18 protein-coding genes, 2 tRNA genes and 1 pseudogene are annotated in these 22105 nt (G+C 72.8%); 6 read left to right on the forward strand and 15 right to left on the reverse strand.

Annotated features, from left to right (window positions below; all coding sequences use genetic code 11):
* The 4 genes from BLW63_RS20795 to pknB form a co-directional block, all read left to right on the forward strand.
* Positions 1-886, forward strand: an 886-nt coding sequence (locus tag BLW63_RS20795; protein ID WP_139263709.1) for an FtsW/RodA/SpoVE family cell cycle protein, incomplete at its 5' end; no start/stop codon positions are given.
* Complete coding sequence (locus BLW63_RS20800) at positions 883-2325, forward strand: peptidoglycan D,D-transpeptidase FtsI family protein (protein ID WP_091158315.1); 1443 nt, start codon at positions 883-885, stop codon at positions 2323-2325. The genes BLW63_RS20795 and BLW63_RS20800, both read left to right, overlap by 4 nt.
* Positions 2325-4127, forward strand: a complete 1803-nt coding sequence (locus BLW63_RS20805) for a serine/threonine-protein kinase (protein WP_091158316.1) — start codon at positions 2325-2327, stop codon at positions 4125-4127. The genes BLW63_RS20800 and BLW63_RS20805 overlap by 1 nt, the downstream gene beginning before the upstream one ends.
* A gap of 127 nt (positions 4128-4254) precedes the next feature.
* The gene (gene pknB / locus BLW63_RS20810; protein ID WP_091158317.1) at positions 4255-6189 is read left to right on the forward strand and encodes a Stk1 family PASTA domain-containing Ser/Thr kinase; all 1935 of its coding nucleotides are present in this window, start codon (positions 4255-4257) and stop codon (positions 6187-6189) included.
* A 138-nt stretch (positions 6190-6327) separates the two neighbouring features.
* On the opposite strand, the gene BLW63_RS20815 is transcribed toward pknB, so the two are convergent.
* A complete protein-coding gene (locus BLW63_RS20815; protein ID WP_091158318.1) occupies positions 6328-6984 on the reverse strand; it encodes an aminodeoxychorismate/anthranilate synthase component II in 657 nt (218 codons plus the stop codon).
* A gap of 71 nt (positions 6985-7055) precedes the next feature.
* Entirely contained in the window at positions 7056-7823 is a 768-nt protein-coding gene (locus tag BLW63_RS20820) for a DUF881 domain-containing protein (protein WP_091158319.1), read from the reverse strand.
* A 68-nt stretch (positions 7824-7891) separates the two neighbouring features.
* On the opposite strand from BLW63_RS20820, the gene BLW63_RS20825 reads away from it, so the two are divergent.
* On the forward strand, positions 7892-8164 hold the full coding sequence (locus BLW63_RS20825) for a cell division protein CrgA (protein WP_091158320.1): 273 nt from the start codon (positions 7892-7894) through the stop codon (positions 8162-8164).
* A gap of 579 nt (positions 8165-8743) precedes the next feature.
* On the opposite strand, the gene BLW63_RS20830 is transcribed toward BLW63_RS20825, so the two are convergent.
* Positions 8744-9907 (reverse strand): thiolase family protein, encoded by a 1164-nt coding sequence (locus tag BLW63_RS20830; RefSeq protein ID WP_091158321.1) that lies wholly within the window; start codon positions 9905-9907, stop codon positions 8744-8746.
* A 277-nt stretch (positions 9908-10184) separates the two neighbouring features.
* Between BLW63_RS20830 and BLW63_RS20835 the strand changes: the two genes are divergently transcribed.
* Positions 10185-10592: a PH domain-containing protein gene (locus BLW63_RS20835; RefSeq protein ID WP_091158322.1), complete on the forward strand. Its 408-nt coding sequence runs from the start codon at positions 10185-10187 to the stop codon at positions 10590-10592.
* Positions 10593-10766: 174 nt separating this feature from the next.
* On the opposite strand, the gene BLW63_RS20840 is transcribed toward BLW63_RS20835, so the two are convergent.
* The 12 genes and pseudogenes from BLW63_RS20840 to BLW63_RS20885 all read right to left on the reverse strand — a co-directional run bounded on the left by BLW63_RS20840 (position 10767) and on the right by BLW63_RS20885 (position 22086).
* Entirely contained in the window at positions 10767-11525 is a 759-nt protein-coding gene (locus BLW63_RS20840) for a rhomboid family intramembrane serine protease (RefSeq protein WP_091158323.1), read from the reverse strand.
* A 6-nt stretch (positions 11526-11531) separates the two neighbouring features.
* A pseudogene (locus BLW63_RS29045) lies at positions 11532-11660 on the reverse strand (hypothetical protein); the annotation flags it as partial.
* Positions 11657-12190, reverse strand: coding sequence for a peptidylprolyl isomerase (locus tag BLW63_RS20845; RefSeq protein ID WP_091158423.1), 534 nt, complete (start codon positions 12188-12190; stop codon positions 11657-11659). The pseudogene BLW63_RS29045 and the gene BLW63_RS20845, both read right to left, overlap by 4 nt.
* A gap of 64 nt (positions 12191-12254) precedes the next feature.
* A complete protein-coding gene (locus tag BLW63_RS20850; protein ID WP_091158324.1) occupies positions 12255-12749 on the reverse strand; it encodes a DUF1059 domain-containing protein in 495 nt (164 codons plus the stop codon).
* A 117-nt stretch (positions 12750-12866) separates the two neighbouring features.
* Entirely contained in the window at positions 12867-14057 is a 1191-nt protein-coding gene (locus tag BLW63_RS20855) for a S49 family peptidase (RefSeq protein WP_139263583.1), read from the reverse strand.
* A gap of 168 nt (positions 14058-14225) precedes the next feature.
* A tRNA-Ala gene (locus BLW63_RS20860) sits at positions 14226-14301 on the reverse strand.
* A 28-nt stretch (positions 14302-14329) separates the two neighbouring features.
* Positions 14330-14473, reverse strand: a complete 144-nt coding sequence (locus BLW63_RS27045; protein WP_170856805.1) for a DLW-39 family protein — start codon at positions 14471-14473, stop codon at positions 14330-14332.
* Positions 14474-14566: 93 nt separating this feature from the next.
* Positions 14567-14640 (reverse strand) — tRNA-Ile (locus tag BLW63_RS20865).
* A 155-nt stretch (positions 14641-14795) separates the two neighbouring features.
* Positions 14796-15467 carry a DUF3566 domain-containing protein gene (locus BLW63_RS20870; RefSeq protein WP_091158326.1) on the reverse strand — a complete coding sequence of 224 codons (672 nt, stop codon included), beginning with the start codon at positions 15465-15467 and terminating at the stop codon, positions 14796-14798.
* A gap of 169 nt (positions 15468-15636) precedes the next feature.
* Complete coding sequence (gene gyrA, locus BLW63_RS20875; protein WP_091158327.1) at positions 15637-18105, reverse strand: DNA gyrase subunit A; 2469 nt, start codon at positions 18103-18105, stop codon at positions 15637-15639.
* Positions 18106-18284: 179 nt separating this feature from the next.
* A complete protein-coding gene (gyrB, locus tag BLW63_RS20880; protein ID WP_091158328.1) occupies positions 18285-20330 on the reverse strand; it encodes a DNA topoisomerase (ATP-hydrolyzing) subunit B in 2046 nt (681 codons plus the stop codon).
* Between the two features lie 331 nt (positions 20331-20661).
* Positions 20662-22086 (reverse strand): APC family permease, encoded by a 1425-nt coding sequence (locus tag BLW63_RS20885; RefSeq protein WP_091158329.1) that lies wholly within the window; start codon positions 22084-22086, stop codon positions 20662-20664.
* Positions 22087-22105 lie beyond the last annotated feature (19 nt).

Here is a 22105-nt window from a genome sequence, read left to right on the forward strand (position 1 = left end):
CTGGATCCGGGTGGCCGGCTTCAGCATCCAGCCGGGCGAGTTCGCCAAGATCTGCCTGACCGTGTTCTTCGCCGCCTACCTGGTCGACAAGCGGGACGTCCTGGCGCTGGCCAGCCGCCGGGTGATGGGCCTGGAACTGCCGCGGGGACGCGACCTCGGCCCGGTGCTGGTCGCCTGGATGCTGTCGATCCTGGTGCTCGTCTTCGAGCGCGACCTGGGCAGCTCGCTGCTGCTGTTCGGCATCTTCGTAGTGATGCTCTACGTGGCCACCGAGCGGGCCAGCTGGCTGCTCATCGGCCTGGGCCTGTTCGCCGCTGGCGCGCTCGTCGCGTACCAGATCTTCGGCCACGTGCAGCAGCGCGTGGACTCCTGGTTGGACCCCTTCGCGTACTACGACGGCTCCGGCTTCCAGGTGGCGCAGGCGCTGTTCGGCCTGGGCACCGGCGGGCTGTTCGGCGCCGGGCTGGGCGGCGGCCGCCCCGACCAGGTCCCGGTCGCTAAGAGCGACTTCATCGCCGCCGCGGTCGGTGAGGAGCTGGGCCTGTTCGGCCTGGTCGCGGTGATCATCGTCTACCTGGTGCTCGTCGAGCGCGGGCTGCGCACCTCGCTGATCTGCCGGGACGCGTTCGGCAAGCTGCTGGCCGCGGGCCTGGCCTTCGCGATCGCCTGGCAGGTCTTCGTCGTCCTCGGCGGGGTCACCGGCCTGCTGCCGCTGACCGGCCTGACCACGCCGTTCCTCGCCTACGGCGGCTCGTCGCTGGTGGCCAACTTCGTGCTGGTCGCCCTCCTGGTGCGGATCAGCGACGCCGCCCGCCGCCCGGCCGCCCCCACCGGCCCGCCCAAACCCGCGCTCGGTGACGCCCCGACCGAGGTGGTGCAGACGTGAACGCCCCGCTGCGCCGTGTCGCGATCAGCGTGCTCGTGCTCTTCACGCTGCTGATCGTCAACGTCAACGTCATCCAGGTCGTCCGCTCCGACGAGCTGCGCTCCGACGGCCGCAACACCCGCGTGCTCGTCGAGGAGTACGACAGCGAGCGGGGCTCGATGGTCGTCGGCGGTACCGAGGTCGCCAACTCGGTCCCGACCGACGACCAGCTGACCTACCTCCGGCAGTACGCGAACGGCCCGGTGTACGCCCCGGTCACCGGCTACTACTCCCTGGTGTACGGCAACTGGCAGTTGGAGCGGGCCGCCGACGACGTGCTCTCCGGCGACGACGCCCGGCTGTTCACCCGGCGGCTGGCCGACCTGTTCACCGGGCGGGACCCCTCCGGCGGCGACGTCGTCCTGACCCTGGACACCGCGGTGCAGGAGACGGCGATGGCCGGGCTCGAGGGGGTCACCGGCGCGGTCGTCGCCCTGGACCCCTCGACCGGGGCGGTGCTCGGCCTGGCGAGCACCCCGACGTACGACCCGAACCAGCTCTCCAGCCACGAACCGGCCGCGATCCGCGAGTACGCCGAAGGGCTCGAGGCGCTGGAGATCGACCCGCGGCTGAACCGGGCGATCGACGCGCGCTACTCACCCGGCTCGATCTTCAAGGTGGTCGTGTCGGCCGCTGCGCTGGCCGACGGCCAGTACACGTCCGACACCGTCATCCCGGCCCCTCAGGAGCTGGTCCTGCCGGGCACCTCGACGCCGCTGGAGAACTTCGGCGGCTCGGCGTGCGACCCGAGCGGCCGGCAGAGCCTGCTGGACGCCCTGACCGTCTCCTGCAACACCGCCTTCGCCCAGCTGGGCATCGACCTCGGCGAGGACCGCGTGCGGCAGATGGCCGAGGCGTTCGGCATCGACGGCGAGGGCTTCGACATCCCGCTGACCGTCGCGGACAGCACCCTCGGCGAGATCGAGAACGACGCCCAGCTCGGGGTCAGCTCGATCGGCCAGCAGGACGTGCAGCTCACCCCGCTGCAGGCGGCGATGATCGCCTCCGCGGTGGCCAACGACGGGACGCTGATGAGCCCCTACCTCGTCGACCAGGTGCGCGCGCCCGACCTGTCGGTCATCGACCAGACCGACCCCGAGGAGCTCAGCGAGCCGGTCTCGGCCGAGGTCGCCGACCAGCTGACCGAGATGATGACCAGCGTCGTGGAGAACGGCAGCGGTCGCCGGGCCCGGATCCCCGGCGTCACGGTCGCCGGCAAGACGGGGACGGCGGAGAACGCCGGGCCCGATCACAACTGGTTCATCGGGTTCGCCCCCGCCGACGACCCGCAGATCGCCGTGGCGGTCTTCGTGGCCAACGGCGGCGGCACGGGCGGCGACGTCTCCGCCCCCATCGCCCGGGACGTCATGCAGGCCTACCTCGACGGGCAGGGCGGCTGATGACACTGTCGACCGGGACGATCCTCGCCGGCCGCTACGAGATCACCGCACCCATCGCCACCGGCGGTATGGGCGAGGTGTGGCGGGCGCGGGACCGCGTCCTCGACCGCGAGGTCGCCGCCAAGGTGCTCCGCAGCGAGTTCACCGGCGACCCGAGCTTCGTGGCCCGCTTCCGCAACGAGGCGCGGCACACGGCGGCGCTCTCCCACCCCAACATCGCGTCGGTCTACGACTACGGCGAGACCCTAGACGAGCGCGGCAGCCAGCTGGCCTTCCTCGTCATGGAGCTGGTCGAGGGCAAGCCGCTGGTCACGATCCTCCACGAGGAGGGCAAGCTCCCGGTCGACTGGACGCTGCACGTGCTCGGCCAGGCGGCCGACGGGCTCTCGGCGGCCCACCACGCCGGCGTCGTCCACCGCGACATCAAGCCGGGCAACCTCATCGTGCGCCCCGACGGCGTGGTGAAGCTGACCGACTTCGGCATCGCGCGCGCCCGCGACGCCACACCGCTGACCCGCACCGGCATGGTCGTGGGCACCGCCCAGTACCTCTCCCCCGAGCAGGCGCAGGGCTTCGAGGTCACCGCCGCCTCCGACGTGTACTCCCTCGGCGTCGTCGGCTACGAGTGCCTGACCGGCGGCCGGCCCTTCGACGGGACGTCGCAGGTGGCCGTCGCGCTGGCACACATCAACCGCCCGCCGCCGCCGCTGCCGGCCAACGTCCCGCCGGCCGTGCGGCTGCTCATCGAGCGCGCCCTCGCCAAGGACCCGGCCGACCGCTTCGCCGACGGCGCCGCCTTCGCCGCCGCGGTCCGGTCGGTGGCCTCCGGCAACGGCCTCGCCCCCGCCGCCGGGGCCGCCACGACCCCGCCGTACCCGCAGGGGGCGGGCACCGCGCAGACCGAGGTCGTCGACGACCTCGCCGACTCCCGCACCCAGGTGCTGGGTGCCGCCTCCGCCGGCGGAGCCGCCGTGACCGGCGCGCGCACGTCGGCGGGCGCGATGCCACCGCTGCGCCGTACCAGCGACGACGACGAGGACAGCCGGTACGCCGCACCGCCTCCGGACGACGACCGCCGTCGCGGGCCCTGGGTGTGGCTGGTCGCCGGGCTGCTGCTGCTCGCGCTGCTGGGTGGCGGGGTGTGGGCCCTGACCCGCGGCGACGACGCCGCGACGAACGACGACGCCGCCCCCACCACCTCGGCGCGCGCCACCTCGGACCCGGCCGCCGAGACCGTGTTCGTCGACAGCGCCGGCTACGTCGGCGAGCCCGTCGACGACATCGAGCAGGCCCTCACCGACGATGGACTCCAGGTCGTGACGGAGGAGGCCACCGCCGCGCAGCTGGCCGAGCTGGGCCAGGCGCTGGACGCGGGCGACGTCGTCACCACCGACCCGTTCGCCCAGGACGTGGCGCTGGGCTCCACCGTCACGCTCTACTACGCCGCCGACGACTTCGCGCCCGGCACGGGGGACGAGGACCCCGGCACCACGGACGAGCCCCCGGCCCAGCAGACCACCCAGGCCCCGCCGCAGACGACCGCCCCGGCCCCGAACACCTCGCGTGGCAACGCGACGACCTCGTCCGCGCCCGCGCCTGCGCCGAGCACGTCTGCCTCCACCGCCACGACGCCGAGCCGGCCCGCCGACGAGGACGAGGAGGACGCAGCGCCCGGCACGCCGGCGCCCGAGCCCCAACCGGGTGCGCCGGTCCCCGACGGTGCGGGTGGCGGCGCCGGCCGGGGTCCGGACGAGGACCCGGGCCAGGCAGCGGGGCAGCTGGACACGGACCCGGCCGGGTGACCGTCCTCCCTCGCGCCGCCCAGGTCCGGCCGGCCGCGGCGGTTACGCTGCCCGGCGGCCCGCCCGTCCGCTGCGCTCGGCCGGGCCGCGCCCGGACGCAGGACTGCACCGCCCGAGAGGACCTCCGATGACCACGCCTCCAGTGCTCGGCGAGCGCTACGAGATCGGCGGGGTGCTCGGCCGCGGCGGCATGGCCGAGGTGCACCGCGGCCGCGACCTGCGCCTCGGCCGCGAGGTGGCAGTCAAGGTGCTCCGCAGCGACCTCGCCCGCGACCCCTCCTTCCAGGTCCGCTTCCGCCGAGAGGCGCAGGCCGCGGCCTCGCTGAACCACCCGGCGATCGTCGCCGTCTACGACACCGGTGAGGACCGCTCGTCGAGCGGCGCGACGCCGTACATCGTCATGGAGTACGTCGAGGGCGAGACCCTGCGCGACGTGCTGCGCCGGGAGGGCGTGCTCTCCCCGGAGCGGGCGATGACCTTCGCGGCCGACATCTGCGCCGCCCTGGACTTCAGCCACCGCAACGGCATCGTGCACCGCGACGTCAAGCCCGGCAACGTGATGATCACGCCCGAGGGCACGGTCAAGGTCATGGACTTCGGCATCGCCCGCGCGGTGTCGGACTCCGCGGCCACCATGACCTCCACCGCCGCGGTGATAGGGACCGCCCAGTACCTCTCCCCCGAGCAGGCCCGCGGCGAGAGCGTCGACGCCCGCTCGGACGTCTACTCGGTCGGCTGCCTCCTCTACGAGCTGGTCACGGGCGCCCCGCCGTTCACCGGCGACTCCCCGGTCTCGGTGGCCTACCAGCACGTCCGCGAGGACCCGAGGCTGCCGTCGTCGGTCAACCCGGGGATCCCCGCGGACCTCGACGCCATCCTGCTCAAGGCGCTGAGCAAGAACCCGGCCAACCGCTACCAGTCGGCCGCGGAGATGCGCAACGACCTGCTGCGGTCGCTCGCCGGCCAGCGGGTCGAGGCCACGCCGGTGATGGGCGACGCCGAGAAGACCGCCATCATCGGTGCCCCGCCCGGCGGGTACGGCGACGGCGACTGGGACGACGAGGACGACGGCAAGCGCCGGCGCAACCGCGTCATCGCCGCGGTGATCGCCAGCCTGCTGATCATCGGCGGCGTCGTCGCCGTGGCGCTGCTGGTCAACTCCGGCGACGACGAGCCCGCGGCCGAACCCACGGCGACGCAGGTGAGCGTGCCGAACGTCGCGGGGCAGGACCAAGCGACGGCGACCCAGAATCTCGAGGCCGCCGGGCTGACCGTCGGCGAGGTGACCCAGCAGGTCACCCAGGACGTGTCCCAGGAGGGCACCGTGCTGGGCACCGACCCGTCCAGCGGCACCCAGGTGGCCGAGGGGACCGCCGTCGACCTGGCCGTCGGCGTCGGACCGGACACGGTCGAGGTCCCGGCCGTCGTCGGGCTGGACGTCGACCGCGCCGAGACGACGCTGGGGAACGCGGGCTTCTCGGATGTGCAGACCGAGGAGATCGACTCCCTCTCCCCCGCCGACCAGGTCGTCGACGTCAGCCCCGGTGAGGGCCAGTCGGTCGACCCGAGCACCACCGTGACGCTGCAGGTGTCCGACGGCGACGCCGAGGTGCCCGACGTCACCGGCCAGCAGCAGGCCGCCGCCACCCAGGAGCTGCGGAGCGCGGGGTTCACCAACGTCACGCCCGAGCAGGTCGAGTCCCCGCAGCCCGAGGGCACCGTCATCGGGACTGACCCCTCCCCCGGCGAGCAGGCCTCCGCGGACGACCCGATCACGCTGCAGGTCTCCAGCGGCCCGGCCGAGGACCCGCGGCCGACCGTGCCGGTCGTGACGAACCAGCCGTCTGCCGCGGCGGCCGTCAGCGCACTCAGGGCGGCCGGCTTCACGAATGTCGGCGTGGTCGACACCGCCGGGAACGAAGCCGACCCGTCATCGGCGACCGCGATCGTGGGCACCGACCCGCCTGCCGAGAGCCGGGCCGATGCGAACGACCGCATCCTGCTGGTGATCCAGGTGCCTGAAGCACCCACCCCTGGCGGTGACCCGGGCATCGAGGACTAGCGGCAGGACGAGGGCAGGACCCTTCCCCGCAATGGGGAGGAGGGCCCTTCCCGCACCGGGGGAAGGGCCCTGCATCGTCCCGGCCCCGTCCAGGGGCCCGCCCCGAGCGTGCGAGGGGTGGGGAGGACGGGGTCCTCTTCAGCCCGTCGTGGCGACCGTGGTCAGCCGGTGGGCCGCGGCGCCGGCCGCCTCGACGACGGCCGGGTCGGGCGCCAGGCCACAGGCCTCCAGCCAGGTGGCGAGCATCCGGTGGCCGCCCTCGGTGAGCACCGACTCGGGGTGGAACTGCACGCCCTCGATGGGCAGCTCGCGGTGCCGCAGCGCCATCACGATGCCCGAGGGCGTCGTCCCGGTGACCTCCAGCTCGGCGGGCACGGTGTCGCGGTCGACGGCCAGCGAGTGGTACCGGGTGGCGGTGAACGGCGAGGGCAGCCCGGCCAGCACGCCGGCGCCCTCGTGCACCACCTGGCTGGTCTTGCCGTGCAGCAGCTCGGGCGCGCGGACGACCTCCGCGCCGAACGCCTCGCCGATCGCCTGGTGGCCCAGGCAGACGCCCAGGACCGGCGTGCCCGCCTCCGCGGCGGCCCGCACCATCGGCACGGTCACGCCCGCGTCGGTCGGCGTCCCCGGCCCCGGGGAGAGCAGCACCCCGGCCACGTCGAGGTCGGGCAGCTCGTCGACGGTGACGGCGTCGTTGCGGCGGACGACGCACTCGACGCCCAGCTGGCCCAGGTACTGGACCAGGTTGTAGACGAAGCTGTCGAAGTTGTCGACGACGAGGACGGGACGGCTCACGCCCCCTGTCTACCAAAAGGACCCCGTGCCCCCCACTGCTCGCAAGCTCACAGCGGGACCCTGCACGGGGCCTAACCGGCAGCCGCTGTGGCGTACTCCATGGCCGGCGGGCCCTCGTAGGCCGGCAGCGTGAGCTCCCCGCGCTGCTGGACGGCGAAGCCCAGCCCGAAGTCCTCGACCGCCTGCTGGAACACCTGGACCTGCGGCGACGCGGCCAGCTGGGCGCGGATCGCGTCGACGTCCCCGATGGCGGTGACCACGAACGGCGGGGACCAGGTGCGGCCGTGCAGCAGCAGCACGTTGCCGACGCAGCGGACGGCGCTGGTCGCGATGAGCCGCTGGTCCATGATCGCCACTGCGTCCGCGCCGGCGGCCCACACGGCGTTCACGACGGCCTGCACGTCGGACTGGTGGATGACGACGTCGTCGGGCCGGGCGCCCATGGGCAGCGAGCCGTCGGGCCGCCGCGGGGCGTCGTCCAGGGTAATCTGCACACCCAGGCCGGTGAGGGCCACCAGACCCGCCGAGAGGGCCCCGGCGTCCCCGGCGTCGCGGGCGGCCGCCACGTCGCCGTCGCGGGACGCCGCCTGGTCGGTGAGGGCCTGCACCTGCGCCTGCAGCGCCTCCAGCTGCTCCTCCTGCGAGGCGACGGCCTCCTCCCGGGCGGGGATGAGGGCGGACAGCTCGGTGGCCTCCCCGCCGCGGAGGTCGGTGCCCTGCGCGGTCTGGCTGGAGGTGGCGAACAGCAGCCCCGCGGCCAGCGCCACCACGGGCACGAGGGCGGCCCAGGCGGTACCCCCACGGGTCATCCGCAGGCGCAGGGTGCGGGCTGTGGCCACACCCGCAGCTTAGGCTGGGGAACCGTCACGGCCGGTCGCGACGGACCGGCCCCGGAGGGAGTCCATCGGTGCCGAAGTCCAAGGTGCGCAAGAAGTCGGTCTACACGCCGCCGCAGGGCACCCTGCAGTCGGGGACGGCGAGCGCGCGGGCCGTCCAGCCCAGCCCGCGCTGGTACGCCCCGCTCATGGTCACCCTCATGCTGCTGGGGCTGCTGTGGATCGTCGTGTTCTACGTCGCGGGTGACCGGATCCCGGTCATGTCCGGCCTGAACGCCGGGAACTTCCTGATCGGCTTCGGCCTCATGGTGGCCGGCCTGGTCATGTCGATGCGCTGGCGCTGAAGACAGGACCTGCTGCCCCCACCGGTGAAGGACCCCGTCCTCCTCAGCCCTCGCGAGCTCGGGGCGAGCCTCGGGCCAAGGCCCGCGGCGGGCCCCTGAAGCAGGGCCGGTGAGCATCCTCCGCGGCCCCCGTCCCACCCGGGACGGGGGCCGTTCACTTGTGACCGCCCGGATACGCACAGTGCTGTACACAGGCCGCGCTGTGCACAGCCGGCCGGCGCTGTCCACAGGTCGACAAAGCGCTCAACCCCCAGGGTTGTCCACGACGTGTGGAGAACGCCTGTTCGACCACACGCCGCTGACCTGCGGTTCCACCACGAGTGGGACAGATGTGACGAGAAGGGCGGCCGGGTAACTACAGCGGTGCAAGTCCATCCCCAGCTGTGCACACAGCTGTGGACGAGTCGACATGGCGGCAGCCGGCGGACGGCCCCGCGCTCGCCGTCCGGCTCGCGCTGTGGTAGCGCGACACGCGGCCTGACCACGGCGAATCCGCTCCTCCACCGGCGCCGTCCCCGCGGACGGCGACGGCCCCCGGTCCACGCGGGACCGGGGGCCGTCGTCCGGGGGGACTGTGGACTACTGCGGCAGGAGCTCCAGGACGGTCGCGTTGGCCATCCCCCCGCCCTCGCACATCGTCTGGAGGCCGTAGCGGGTGCCGGTGGCGAGCATGCTGTGGACGAGCGTGGTCATGATGCGGGCGCCCGACCCGCCCAGCGGGTGGCCCAGCGCGATCGCGCCGCCCCGGGGGTTGAGCCGGTCGGCGTCCGCCCCGGTCTCCACCCGCCAGGCCAGCGGCACCGGTGCGAAGGCCTCGTTGACCTCGAAGACGCCGATGTCGTCGACGGACAGGCCCGAGCGCTGCAGCACCTTGTGCGTGGCCGGGATGGGGGCGGTCAGCATGACGACCGGGTCGTCGCCGGCCATGACCGTCGTGTGGATGCGCACCAGCGGGCGCAGGCCGAGCTCGCGGGCCCTCTCCGAGGTGGTGACCAGCAGGGCGGCCGACCCGTCGGAGATCTGGCTGGCGTTGCCGGCGCTGATGACGCCGTCGGCCTTGAACGGGGTCTTCAGCGACCCCAGCTTCTCCACCGTGCCGCCGGGGCGGATCCCCTCGTCGGCGCCGACCACCGTGCCGTCGGGCGTGGTCACGGAGACGATCTCCTCCTCGAAGGCGCCGTCGGCCTGGGCCTTGGCCGCCTTCTCGTGCGAGGCGAGGGAGTACTCGTCGAGCTGGGTGCGGGAGAAGCCCCAGCGCTCGGCGATCATCTCCGCACCCGTGCCCTGGTTGGGGAAGACCCCGTCGTAGCGCTCGAGGAAGCGCGGGCCCAGCGGCGCCCCCGCCCCGATGGCCTGGGCGTACGTCGAGCCCATCGGCACCCGGCTCATCGACTCGACGCCGCCGGCGACCACGACGTCGGCCTGGCCGCTGATCACCGTGGCGGCGGCGAAGGCGACCGCCTGCTGCGAGGACCCGCACTGCCGGTCGATCGTCGTCCCGGGCACCGACTCCGGCCAGCCCGCGGCCAGGACGGCGTTGCGGCCGATGTTGAACGTCTGCTCGCCGACCTGGCTCACGCAGCCCCAGAAGACGTCCTCGACCACGGCCGGGTCGATGCCGGTCCGCTCCACCAGGGCGTCGAGCACGGTGGCCGACAGGTCGACGGCGTGCACGCCGGACAGTCCACCGCCCCGCTTGCCCACCGGGGTGCGCACCGCGGCGCAGATGACGGCATCTCGCATGACCACTCCTCGTCGACGTGGGCGGCGTTCCACCCACCGTGGGGCCGATCGTAGGACGTCCACACACCCGTCCCCTGGCCCCGTCCAGAGGCTCGCCGGCCCCCTGCAGGCACAAGGACCCCGTCCTGCTCACCGGAGGAGGACCCCGTCCCCCTCATCCCTCGCAGGCTCGGGACGAGCCTCTGGACGGGGCCTGCGGCGAGCCTCTGGACGGGGCCTGGCGCGGGCCTGCGAGTGGCGGGGGCGAGGGGGTCCTCCCCCTGGGAGGCTGCACGGCGTGGAGTGGTCGCCGCGCACCGGGGAGTCGGCGGTCCTGGCGGGCGTGGGCGCTGTCCTGGGCGGAGCCACGGTGCTCCTGGACCCGCTCGGCCGGGTGCTGGTCGGCGCGGCCGCCGTCCTGCTGCTGGCCCTGGCCGTCCGCGACCGCCTGCTCCGCCCCCGGCTGGCCGCCGGGCCCGACGGGGTCGTCGTCCGCCGGCTGACCGGCGCCACGGTGCTGCCCTGGGCGCGGCTGGGGGTGCAGGTGCGGGAGAGCCGCCGGTGGGGGCTGCGCTCCCGGCTGCTGGAGCTGGACACCGCCGGCGGGCCGGACGACGACGGTGAGCTGGTGCTGCTCGGCCGCCGGGACCTGGGCGCCGACCCGGGCGAGGTCGCCCAGGCGCTGACCGCCCTGCGGCCCTGGTGACGGACCGGAACGGCCACCCTTCAGGGCCGCGCGCCGAGCCCCGACGGCCCCCTTGCAGGCACAAGGACCCGTCCCCCTCACCACTCGCAAGCTCGCGGCGAGCCTCTGGACGGGGCCTGGCGCGAGCCTGCGAGTGGCGGGGGCAAGGGGTCCTTCACGGGGGAAGGGTGGTCCTTACCCGAGGACGACGAGGGTGGACACGGTCAGCGCGACCACCACGAGCGCCGCCGTCAGCAGCATCAGGCCCAACACCTGCAGCTCGGTGCGGCGCCGGGCGAGCACGACCACCCCGGTGGCGGCGAAGCCGGCCACCAGCCCGCCCAGGTGCCCCAGCAGCGAGACGCCGGGCAGGAAGCTGATCAGCACGTTGATCGCCAGCAGGGTCAACAGGCCGCGGAGGTCCTCCCGACGGGCGATCATGGTGACGGCGAGGCCGCCGAGCAGGCCGTATATGGCGGCCGAGGCCCCCGCGACGGGACGTCCGGGCTCACCGAACAGCTGCAGCGCCACCGCACCGCCGAGCAGCGACACCAGGTAGACGGCGAGGTAGCGCCACCGGCCCAGCTGGCGTTCCAGCTCGGAGCCGAAGACCAGCAGCGCGAGCATGTTGAGCACCAGGTGCAGCACGCCGATGTGCAGGAACGCCGCCGTGACCAGCCGCCAGTCCTCACCCAGCTCGACGAGCACGGGGATCTGCGCCAGCTGCACGAACAGCGGGCTGAGCTGGTTGTCGAGCGGGTCGGACCCGGCCAGGCCGGCGGAGACCGCGGTGGCGACGAACACCGCGAGGTTCAGCCCGATGAGGGTGACCGTGACCGCGCCGAAGCGCCGGCCGGCCCGCTGCAGGAACGAGGCCTGGCGGGGACGGCGCACGGAGGCGTTGCCGGCCCGGACGTCGTCCGGGCACTGGAAGCCGACCGAGGCCGGGGTCATGCACTCCGGACAGATCGGCCGGCCGCACCGGGTGCACGCGATGCGGGTCGGCCGGTCCGGATGCCGGTAGCAGGTGGGTGGCGGGGGCGCCGGCTGCGGCTGGCCGGCGCCCCCGTCGTCCGGGCTGGTGGTCAGCTGCGCTGCACCTCGACCGACTGCAGCACCACGTCCTCCACGGGGCGGTCGCCGCGGCCGGTCCGCACCTTGGCGATGCGGTCGACGACGTCCCGGCCGGCCTGGTCGGCCACCTCGCCGAAGATCGTGTGCTTGCCGGTCAGCCAGGTGGTCGGCGCGACGGTGATGAAGAACTGGGAGCCGTTGGTGCCGGGCCCGGCGTTGGCCATCGCCAGCAGGTAGGGCTTGGTGAAGGCCAGTTCGGGGTGGATCTCGTCGCCGAACTGGTAGCCCGGACCGCCGATGCCCTGACCCAGCGGGTCACCGCCCTGGATCATGAAGCCGTCGATGATCCGGTGGAAGACGGTGCCGTCGTAGAGGCGGTCGGTGGTCTTCGCGCGGGTCTGCGGGTGGGTCCACTCCCGGCGGCCCTCGGCGAGGTCGGCGAAGTTCGCGACCGTCTTCGGAGCGTGGTCGGGGAACAGGTCGACGGTGATGTCGCCGTGGTTGGTGTGCAGGACGGCGCGGCGCGCAGGAGTCGCTTCAGTCACGACGTCCACTCTCCCACTGGTCCGCGCCCCGCGAGCACGGGGAGCGGGCCGGTGGGCGCCGGCGTCAGGGCCGCAACACGCGGACGACGTCGAGGTCGCGGTAGGACGCCTCCCCTTCGGTGACCTCCTGCATCCGCTTGGCGAAGTCCGCGGTCACCGGGTGGTCGGAGTTGCGCATCGCCGAGGTGTGGTCGGGGAAGGCGACTATCTCGACGTAGGTGTCGGCGCGGTGGCGGTCGGCAGCGACCACGCCCCAGCGGATGGTGGTCTCCTGCCCCATCCGCTCCCGCCACTCCTCCACGATGCGGCCGAAGCCGTCGAGGTCGCGGGCGTGGAACTCGATGAGCTGCAGGAAGGAACCAGGCTCGGCCAGGAGCCCCTCCTCGTCCCGCAGCCCGGCCCGCAGCCCCTCCCGCAGCTCGGCGCCGTCGGTGTGCCCGTGCGCGGCGACGGCGTGCGCCACCGCCAGTTCGAGGACCTCGTCCTCCTCGCCGGAGATCTGCACGGTGCAGCTGCGCTCGCCGGGGATCGTCCGGCAGTCCAGGCTCTTGCGCGCCACGGCTCCTCCTCCGTCGCGAGGCCCCGGCCCGCCCGGCCGGTGGGCCAGTGGCCGGGGCGACGGTGGCGCAGGGAGGGAGCGGCGTCCAGTGCCGGAGGTCCTGGTCGCGCGGGTGCCTCAGCGCGGGGTGCAGGCGGCCGCGAGCTCCCCGTGGTAGGCGAGCACCAGGGGGGTGCCGGTGCACACGACGCTGCGCCCGGGCTCGCCTGCCACCGCGCCGACACCGGAGGGGCCCACCGGCCACTCGGCGCCGAGGAGGGACTCGACGAACCCCGGCGCCACCATCCGGTCCACGCGGGTGTCCTCGGGGTCGACGCCGTTCATCTCGGCGGCGTACCGGTAGGCCTCCTCGCGGCCGAGGACCCGGTCGACCAGGCCCCGGTCCACGGCGGTGTAGCCGTCGAAGACGAAGGCACCCAGCTCGTCGACGATCGTCTGCGGCGGGATGCCCCGGGTCTGGGACACCCACCCGACGAACGCCTCGTACTCCCGGTCCAGGCCGCGTCCCAGGACGGCCCGCTCCTCTTCGGTCATGTCGCGGTAGGGGTTGCCGAGGTCCTTGCCGCGGCCTCGGGAGAGGTACTCCTCGGTGACACCGCCGTCGGTGGTCACGCCCGGCTCCAGCAGCGAGCCCGGGATGCCGGTGACGTCGCGGAACCGCTGGAACGGGCCCATGACCACGCCGATGCTGCCGACGAGGCTGCCGTGGTCGGCGACGATCTGGTCGGCCCCCGCCATGGCGTACACCCCGCCCGAGGCCGACATGCCCTGCACGTGGGCCATCACCTGGTTGCCGGTCCGCTTCTGGTAGCGCTCCACGGCGTCGGCGATGGCGCGGGAGCCGTAGATCGTCCCCCCGGGGGTGTTGAGCTCCAGGATCAGCCCGTCGGCGTCCTCGGCCTCCAGGGCGTCGATGGTGTCGGCGACGTCGTAGCCGTAGGTCGCACCGCCGAAGGTGACACCGTCGCTCTCGCCGCCCAGGATGACACCGGTGACCGGGACGGCGATCAGCCGCGCCGAGGCACCCGCTGCGCCCCACACGGTCTCGGTCGGCGGCCCGGGAGGAGAGCTGTTGTCGGCCCCTGCGGTCAGCCCGACCAGGGCCAGCACCATCACCACGGTCAGCCCCAGGGCGACCCCGCCCAGCGCCAAGCCGGCGCCCAGGGCCGCCCCCAGCCCGACGGCGAAGCCGCGCCGGAAGTAGCCGGGCCCCCACACCCGCGGTGGCAAGGGCACCGGTACCGGCCGCGCCGCCGGCGGCGGGGTCGCCGGCGGCGGCGCATCGGGTGGTGGCAGCTGCGTGCTCACGTCGGGGCCCCCCGGGATGTCATGACAGCGGAGCGGCGACCCTAACCACGGACATCGGCCACGGACAGTCACCGCGCCGCGTCGTCAGCAGCCCGTGACCGGGCCGACCGGGGAAGGGGGACGGGTACCCACCGACCGGCAGGAGCGCAGGTCGGACCCTCGCTGGGCTGGTGGAGACGAGGGGAATCGAACCCCTAACCCCCGCCTTGCAAAGGCGGTGCTCTGCCAATTGAGCTACGTCCCCGGGGTGGGAGGCGGGGCCTCCCGGCGGGTCAGCGAGCGGCCGGCGTGCTGACCGCCTGGGGGCCGCGGGTCGCCTCGGCCCAGAGGTCAGCCTCTGCCCTGCCCGCCGAGCGCCGGCGGACGGCGGCGAGGGCGGTCGCGGCGGCGGCCGCGAAGACCAGCTTCCTGAGCACGCGGGGTACCTCCTCGAGGGGAGTCCCCCTCCTCGAGAGGGGGCCGGAGGCCGACCCCGGGACCGGGGTGGGCCGGTGGGGCCAGTACACGGGTGGGCCTGGGAGGACTTGAACCTCCGGCCTCATCCTTATCAGGGATGCGCTCTAACCGCCTGAGCTACAGGCCCGTGGACCTCGACCAGCGTACCTGCCGCCGGTACGCCGTCCGCAGGGGGGTGGTGCGAGGTCGACCTCGCGGGCCGGCTGCGGATACACGTCAGGCGCCCCCTGAGCAGGTGCGAGAGGACGCCTGTCGCGTGTTCGCCGAGGACGGGGTCCTCTGTCAGTCGCGCTCGGAGAGGGTGACCTCCAGGCCGCCGACCAGGTCGGAGCACATGTTGTAGATGAACGCCGCGACGGTGCACAGGGCGGTCATCAGCACGATGTTGATGGCCCCGATGACCGCGGCGCCACCGAAGACGATGCCCGGGGTGATGACCTCGCTGCGGCCGTCACCACCGGAGGCGCTACCGAGCTGGCCGAAGAGGTCGTTGAGGGTCTCGAAGACACCGAGGCCGGAGAGGATGCCGTAGAGCAGGCCGACGGCGACCATCCAGATGAAGAACATCGCGATCGACAGGACCAGCGAAATCTTCAGCGCGGAGAACGTGTCGATGTGCCGCAGCTGCAGCCGGGCGCGGCGCGGGCCGCGGGCGGACTTGCCGGCACCCCCACCACTCGCAGCGGAGGCCGCCACCGCACCCGCGGCGGGCTGCGCGCCGGTGGACGGGGAGGCGGCGGGCTGCGTGCCCGACGCCGGGCCGGTCGCGGCCGGGGCCCCGTCGGCGGCCACGGCCTGGCTCCGGGCGGTGTTCGCGCCGGGGATGGTCTGCGTCGACCCCACCGAGGGCGGATCGTCAGCCGCGGGCTGCTGACCGGTCGCCGTCCCCTGTGCCGGGGAGGTCTCCCCGGTCCGGGACCCGGTGCGCACCGAACCCTGCGTCCGGTCGCTCATGCGAGTCTCCCGTTCCCCAGCGGCCCTCGCCGCTGCCTCACACCCGGGGTACCCGGCGCGCGGCCGGGAGCACCCGGGCGCCGGTCAGATCCCTGGTGGCTGTGACGGAGGAGCGGGGCGCCCACACCCGGGAGTGCGGACGCCCCGCCTCTCCGTCATCGTCCCCAGACTAGGCGGCAGGCTCGTCGTTGTCCGTCGTACGGGCGATCGCCACGATCGACACGTCTTCCGGCAAGTTCATGAGCTTGACACCCATGGTGGCGCGGTCCTTGTTGTGCCGGACGCCGTTGACCGGGGTCCGGATGACGCCGCCGCCGGAGGTGATGGCGTAGAGCTCGTCGCCGAGCCGGACCGCCAGGGCCCCGACCAGGTTGCCCTTGCGCGCCTTGGGATCGGCGGTGAGCACGCCCTTGCCGCCGCGGCCCTGGGCCGGGTAGTTCTCGATCCCGGTCCGCTTGGCGAAGCCGCGCTCGGTGGCGACGAGGACGTCGACGCCCTCCTCGACCACCATCATCGACAGCAGCGAGTCGTCCGAGAACAGCGCGATGCCGCGCACGCCCTCGGTGGCCCGGCCCATCGGCCGCAGTGTGGCGTCGTCGGCCTTGAACCGGATCGACATCGCCTTGCGGGTGACCAGCAGCAGGTCCTGCTCCGGGTCGATGAGCGCGGCGCCCACCAGCTCGTCGCCCTCGCGCAGGTTGATCGCGATGACGCCGCCGCTGCGCGGGGAGTCGAAGTCGGTCAGCCGGGTCTTCTTGACCTGCCCGTTGGCCGTGGCCAGGACCAGGTACGGGGCGACCCGGTAGTCCTTGATCTGCATGACCTGGGCGATCTTCTCGTCGGGCTGGAAGGCCAGGATGTTGGCCACGTGCGCACCACGGGCCGTGCGGTTGGCCTCGGGCAGCTCGTACGCCTTGGCCCGGTAGACGCGGCCCTTGTTGGTGAAGAAGAGGATCCAGTCGTGGGTGGAGCCCACGAAGAAGTGGTCGACGATGTCGTCCTGCTTCAGCGCCGCACCCATGACGCCCTTGCCGCCGCGGCGCTGCGACCGGTAGAGGTCGCTCTTGGTCCGCTTGGCGTAGCCGGTGCGGGTGATGGTGACGACGACCTCCTCCTCCGCGATGAGGTCCTCCATGGAGACGTCGCCGTCGTTCGGCACGAACTTCGTGCGGCGCTCGTCGCCGTACTTCTCCACGATCTCGGCGAGCTCGTCGTGGACGATCTGCCGCTGCCGCTCGGGCGAGTCGAGGATCGCCTGCAGGTCGGCGATGCGGGCCTCGAGCTCGCCGAGCTCGTCGAGGATCCGCTGCCGCTCCAGGGCGGCGAGCCGGCGCAGCTGCATGTCCAGGATGGCGGTCGCCTGGATCTCGTCGATGTCGAGCAGCTCCATCAGGCCGCTGCGCGCGGCGTCGGCGGAGGCGCTGGACCGGATGAGGGCGATGACCGCGTCGAGCTGGTCGAGGGCCTTGGCCAGCCCGCGCAGGAGGTGCGCCCGCTCCTCGGCCTTGCGCAGCCGGTAGCGGGTCCGCCGCTGGATGACCTCGATCTGGTGCAGCACGAAGAAGCGGATCAGCTCGTCGAGCCGCAGCGTCCGCGGGACGCCGTCGACGATCGAGAGCATGTTGCAGCCGAACGTCGTCTGCAGCTGGGTGTGCTTGTAGAGGTTGTTCAGCACCACCTTGGCGACGGCGTCCCGGCGCAGCGTGATGACCAGCCGGCGGCCGACGCGGTCGCTGGACTCGTCGGCGATCTCGCTGATGCCCTGCAGCCGGCCGTCGCGGACGGCCTCGGCGATCGCCTCGGCCAGGTTGTCCGGGTTGACCTGGTAGGGCAGCTCGGTGACGACCAGCTGCACCCGGCCCCGGGCGTCCTCCTCGACGGTGACCACCGCGCGCATGCGGACCGAGCCGCGGCCGGTGCGGTAGGCCTCCTCGATGCCCTCGCGGCCGACGATGAGGCCGGCGGTCGGGAAGTCGGGGCCCTTGACCCGCTGCATGCAGGCGGTCAGGGCCTCCTCCGGCTCGGCGTCGGGGTGGTCGAGCACCCAGAAGACGGCCTCGGCCACCTCGCGGAGGTTGTGCGGGGGCATGTTGGTGGCCATGCCGACGGCGATGCCGGCCGAGCCGTTGATCAGCAGGTTGGGGATGCGCCCCGGCAGGACCAGGGGCTCCTGGTTCTTGCCGTCGTAGTTGGGCTGGAAGTCGACGGTGTCCTCGTCGATGTTGGCCAGCATCTCCATGGCCAGCGGGGTCAGCCGCGCCTCGGTGTAGCGCATGGCCGCCGCCGGGTCGTTGCCCGGCGAGCCGAAGTTGCCCTGGCCGTCGATCAGCGGGTAGCGCATCGACCACGGCTGGGCCAGCCGCACGAGGGCGTCGTAGATGGCCGAGTCGCCGTGCGGGTGGTAGTTACCCATGACCTCGCCGACGACGCGGGCGCACTTGACGTAGCTCCGGTCGGGGCGGAAGCCCTGGTCGTACATCGCGTACAGCACGCGGCGGTGCACCGGCTTGAGGCCGTCACGGACCTCGGGCAGCGCGCGGCCGACGATGACCGACATCGCGTAGTCGATGTAGCTGCGCTGCATCTCCTGCTGGAGGTCGACCGGCTCGATGCGGTCGCGGGCAGGGGTCTCGGTCACGGTTCAGGTCTCCAGGTCGTGCACAGATGGGAACGAAGTCGCGGGTCGGGCCCCTGCAGGACCCGACGCCGGCCCGCGTGCAGGTGGAAGGACCCCGTCCTCCCCACCCTCCGCGAGCTCAAAGCGGGACCCGGGACGGGGCCGGGAAGAAGACGCTGCGGGGGGCACGGGGTCCTCTCTCAGACGTCGAGGAAGCGGACGTCCTTGGCGTTGCGGGTGATGAAGCTGCGGCGGGCGTCGACGTCCTCGCCCATGAGCACGCTGAACAGCTCGTCGGCGGTGGCGGCGTCCTCGAGGGTGACCTGCAGCAGGATCCGCGTCTCCGGGTTCATGGTGGTCTCCCACAGCTCGGTCGCGTTCATCTCGCCGAGCCCCTTGAACCGCTGGATGCCGTCGTCCTTGGGGATCTTGCGGCCGGCCTCGGCGCCGGCCTTGAGCAGCGCGTCCCGCTCGCGGTCGGAGTAGGCGTACTGGTCGCCGACCTTGCCGCCCCACTTGATCTTGTACAGCGGCGGCTGCGCCAGGTAGACGTGCCCGGCCTCGACCAGCGGCCGCATGAAGCGGAACAGCAGGGTCAGCAGCAGGGTCCGGATGTGCTGCCCGTCGACGTCGGCGTCGGCCATCAGCACGATCTTGTGATAGCGCAGCTTCGACAGGTCGAACTCGTCGTGGATGCCGGTGCCGAACGCCGTGATCATCGACTGGACCTCGGTGTTCTTGAGCACCCGGTCGATGCGCGCCTTCTCGACGTTGATGATCTTGCCGCGGATGGGCAGGATCGCCTGGAACATCGAGTCGCGGCCGGACTTGGCCGAGCCGCCGGCGGAGTCGCCCTCGACGATGTAGACCTCGGAGTTGCGCGGGTCGGTCGAGCGGCAGTCGGCCAGCTTGCCGGGTAGGCCGGTCGAGTTCAGCGGGTTCTTCCGCGCCAGCTGGCGGGCCTGCTGGGCGGCGCGGCGGGCGCGCGCGGCCGAGCTGGCCTTGGTGATGATCTGCTTGGCCTCGGCCGGGTTGGCCTCGAACCAGTGCCCGAGCTGCTCGTTGCAGACCCGCTGGACGAAGCCCTTGACCTCGGTGTTGCCGAGCTTGGTCTTGGTCTGGCCCTCGAACTGCGGGTCGCCGAGCTTGATCGAGACGATCGCGGCGAGGCCCTCGCGGATGTCCTCGCCCGTGAGCTTCTCGTCCTTGCCCTTGAAGAGCTTCTTCTCCTCGGCGTAGCGGTTGACGATCGAGGTCAGCGCCGCGCGGAAGCCCTCCTCGTGGGTACCGCCCTCGTGGGTGTTGATGATGTTGGCGAAGGTGTGCACCGACTCGGAGTAGGCCTCCGACCACTGCATCGCGATGTCCACCGACATCGCCGTGTCGTTCTTGCCGGTGCCCTCGGCCGCGAAGCCGATGACCGAGCGGTGGATGCCGGTCTTGGTCCGGTTGAGGTGGGCGACGTAGTCCTTGAGGCCGCCTTCGTAGAAGTACGAGATCTCGGTGGGCTCGAAGGCCGGCTCCTCGTCCTGCGGGGCCGGGGCCTCCTCGGCGAGCGACACCTCCTCGGCCATGCCGGTCTCGGCCTTGCTGTGACCGGGGCGCTCGTCGCGCAGGATGATCCGCAGGCCGGCGTTGAGGAACGCCATCTCCTGCAGCCGGCGGCTGATCGTGTCGAACGAGTAGGTGGTCGTCTCGAAGATCGCCGGGTCGGCCCAGAAGGTGATCTGCGTGCCGCGCTTCTTCGTCGGACCGATCTTCTCCAGCGGGGAGGGCTTGGCCTCGGCGTAGTGCTGGTGCCACTCGGTGCCGTCGCGCCAGACGCGCACGTCGAGCTCGCTGGACAGCGCGTTGACGACGGTGACGCCGACGCCGTGCAGGCCGCCGGAGACGCCGTAGCTCTTGCCGTCGAACTTGCCGCCCGCGTGCAGGACGGTCATGACGACCTCGACGGTCGGCCGCTTCTCGACCGGGTGCATGTCGACCGGGATGCCGCGGCCGTTGTCCTCCACCCGGATGCCGCCGTCGGCGAGCAGCGTCACCCGCACGGTGTCGCAGTAGCCGGCCAGGGCCTCGTCGACGGCGTTGTCGACGACCTCCCAGACCATGTGGTGCAGGCCCCGCTCACCGGTGGAGCCGATGTACATGCCGGGGCGCTTGCGCACCGCCTCGAGACCCTCGAGGACGGTGATGGAGCTGCCGGAGTAGGCGTCAGCCTGGGCGTCGGTCTTCGGTCGAGCGACCACGTGGGGCCCTTCTGTCGCGCACCCGGTGGCTGGCGCCCCGAGTGTGGACAGGGGCGCAGAACGGCTCTCAGCCGGATGCTGGCGGTTTCTGCTCTCCAGGATACCGGGTGGTACGACAGGAATGCCGTCGTCCCGGCCCTCACGTCGTGTCTGCGCCACTCGCAGCTCGTCTGCCACCACCGGTGTTGCCCCCGGGGTCGACACGCCGTCCCCGGGACGCTGGCGGCCCCGTCCCGGGCAGGCCCCGTCCAGAGGCTCACCGCGAGCTCGCGAGCGGTGAGGAGGACGGGGCCTGCTACTGCGAGCGGTGGGGGGCGGAGGGGTCCTTCGTTCAGTTGTGCGGTCCCGTCGGCCCCTCGCCGGTCAGGTGGGCCGGGTCGAACCGGGGCACCGCGGCGCCGGTCCGCCGGTTGACGAGGACCGTCACACCCCACAGGACGACGCCGATCGCCAGGAGGACCCCGGCGATCCGGTACTGCTCGGCCGGCCGACCCGCCCACGGGGTGGCGAGGTAGGCGCAGGCCAGAGCGCCGACGACGGGCAGCACCGTCGGGGTGCGGAAGTGGTCGGCGTCGACCCGGTCCCGGCGCAGCACGAGCACGGCGACGTTCACCACGGTGAAGACCATGAGCAGCAGCAGGGCCGTCGTGCCGCCGAGGGCCGGCACCGCCCCGACGAAGGTGATGAGCCCGAACGCGAGCGCGGTGGTGAAGAGGATCGCCGTGGTCGGGGTCCGGCGGCGGTGGTGCACCCGGCCCAGCAGGGGCGGCAGCACCCGCTCACGGCTCAGCCCGTAGACCAGCCGGCTGGCCATGAGCATGTTGATCAGCGCGGAGTTGGCGACGGCGAACATCGTGATGACGCCGAACAGCCCCAGGGGGAACCCGGGCGCCCCGGCCTCGACCACCTGCAGCAGCGGGGTGTCCCCCTGGCTGAGGTCACCCGCCGGCACCAGCGCGATCGCCGAGATGGACACCAGCACGTAGATCAGGCCGGTCAGGCACAGCCCGGCCAGCAGCACCTTCGGGAAGATCCGCCGCGGCTCCTTGCACTCCTCGGCCATGTTCACCGAGTCCTCGAAGCCGACCATCGCGAAGAAGGCCAGCCCGGTGGCGGCGATGACCCCGCCGACGACCGAGCGCTCGCCGGTGTCGAACTCGGTCACCCGCGAGAAGTCGCCGTCCCCACCGGCCAGCGCCCACACGCCGACGCCGATGACGATCAGCAGCCCGGTCAGCTCCACGCAGGTCAGGACGACGTTGGTCTTGACGCTCTCGCCCACCCCGCGGAGGTTGACCAGCGCGACCAGGGTCATGAAGCCCAGGCCGATCAGCGTGATGCCGATGCCCTCGCCGAGCCCGAGGCCGGTCACGCTCGCGAAGTTGGCGCTGAACGCCCGCGCGGCGGTGGACGCCGAGGTGATGCCCGAGCTCATCACCGCGAAGGCGACCAGGAACGTCACGAAGTGGACGCCGAACGCCTTGTGCGTGTACAGCGCCGCGCCGGCCGCCTGCGGGTACTTGGTGACCAGCTCCAGGTAGCTGAACGCGGTGACCAGCGCGACGAGGAAGGCGACCAGGAAGGGCAGCCACACGACACCGCCGACCTGGGCGGCGACCTGGCCGGTGAGGGCGTAGATGCCGGTGCCGAGGACGTCGCCGACGATGAACAGCAGCAGCAGGCCCGGGCCCATCACCCGCTTCAGGGCGGGCTGGCCGTCGGACGTGCGGTCGGGTGCAGCGGTGGTGTCGGCCATCGGGGACCCCCTGCTCGAC

Origin of the sequence: Geodermatophilus africanus (assembly GCF_900107105.1) — a bacterium.
Classification (GTDB): Bacteria; Actinomycetota; Actinomycetes; order Mycobacteriales; family Geodermatophilaceae; genus Geodermatophilus; species Geodermatophilus africanus.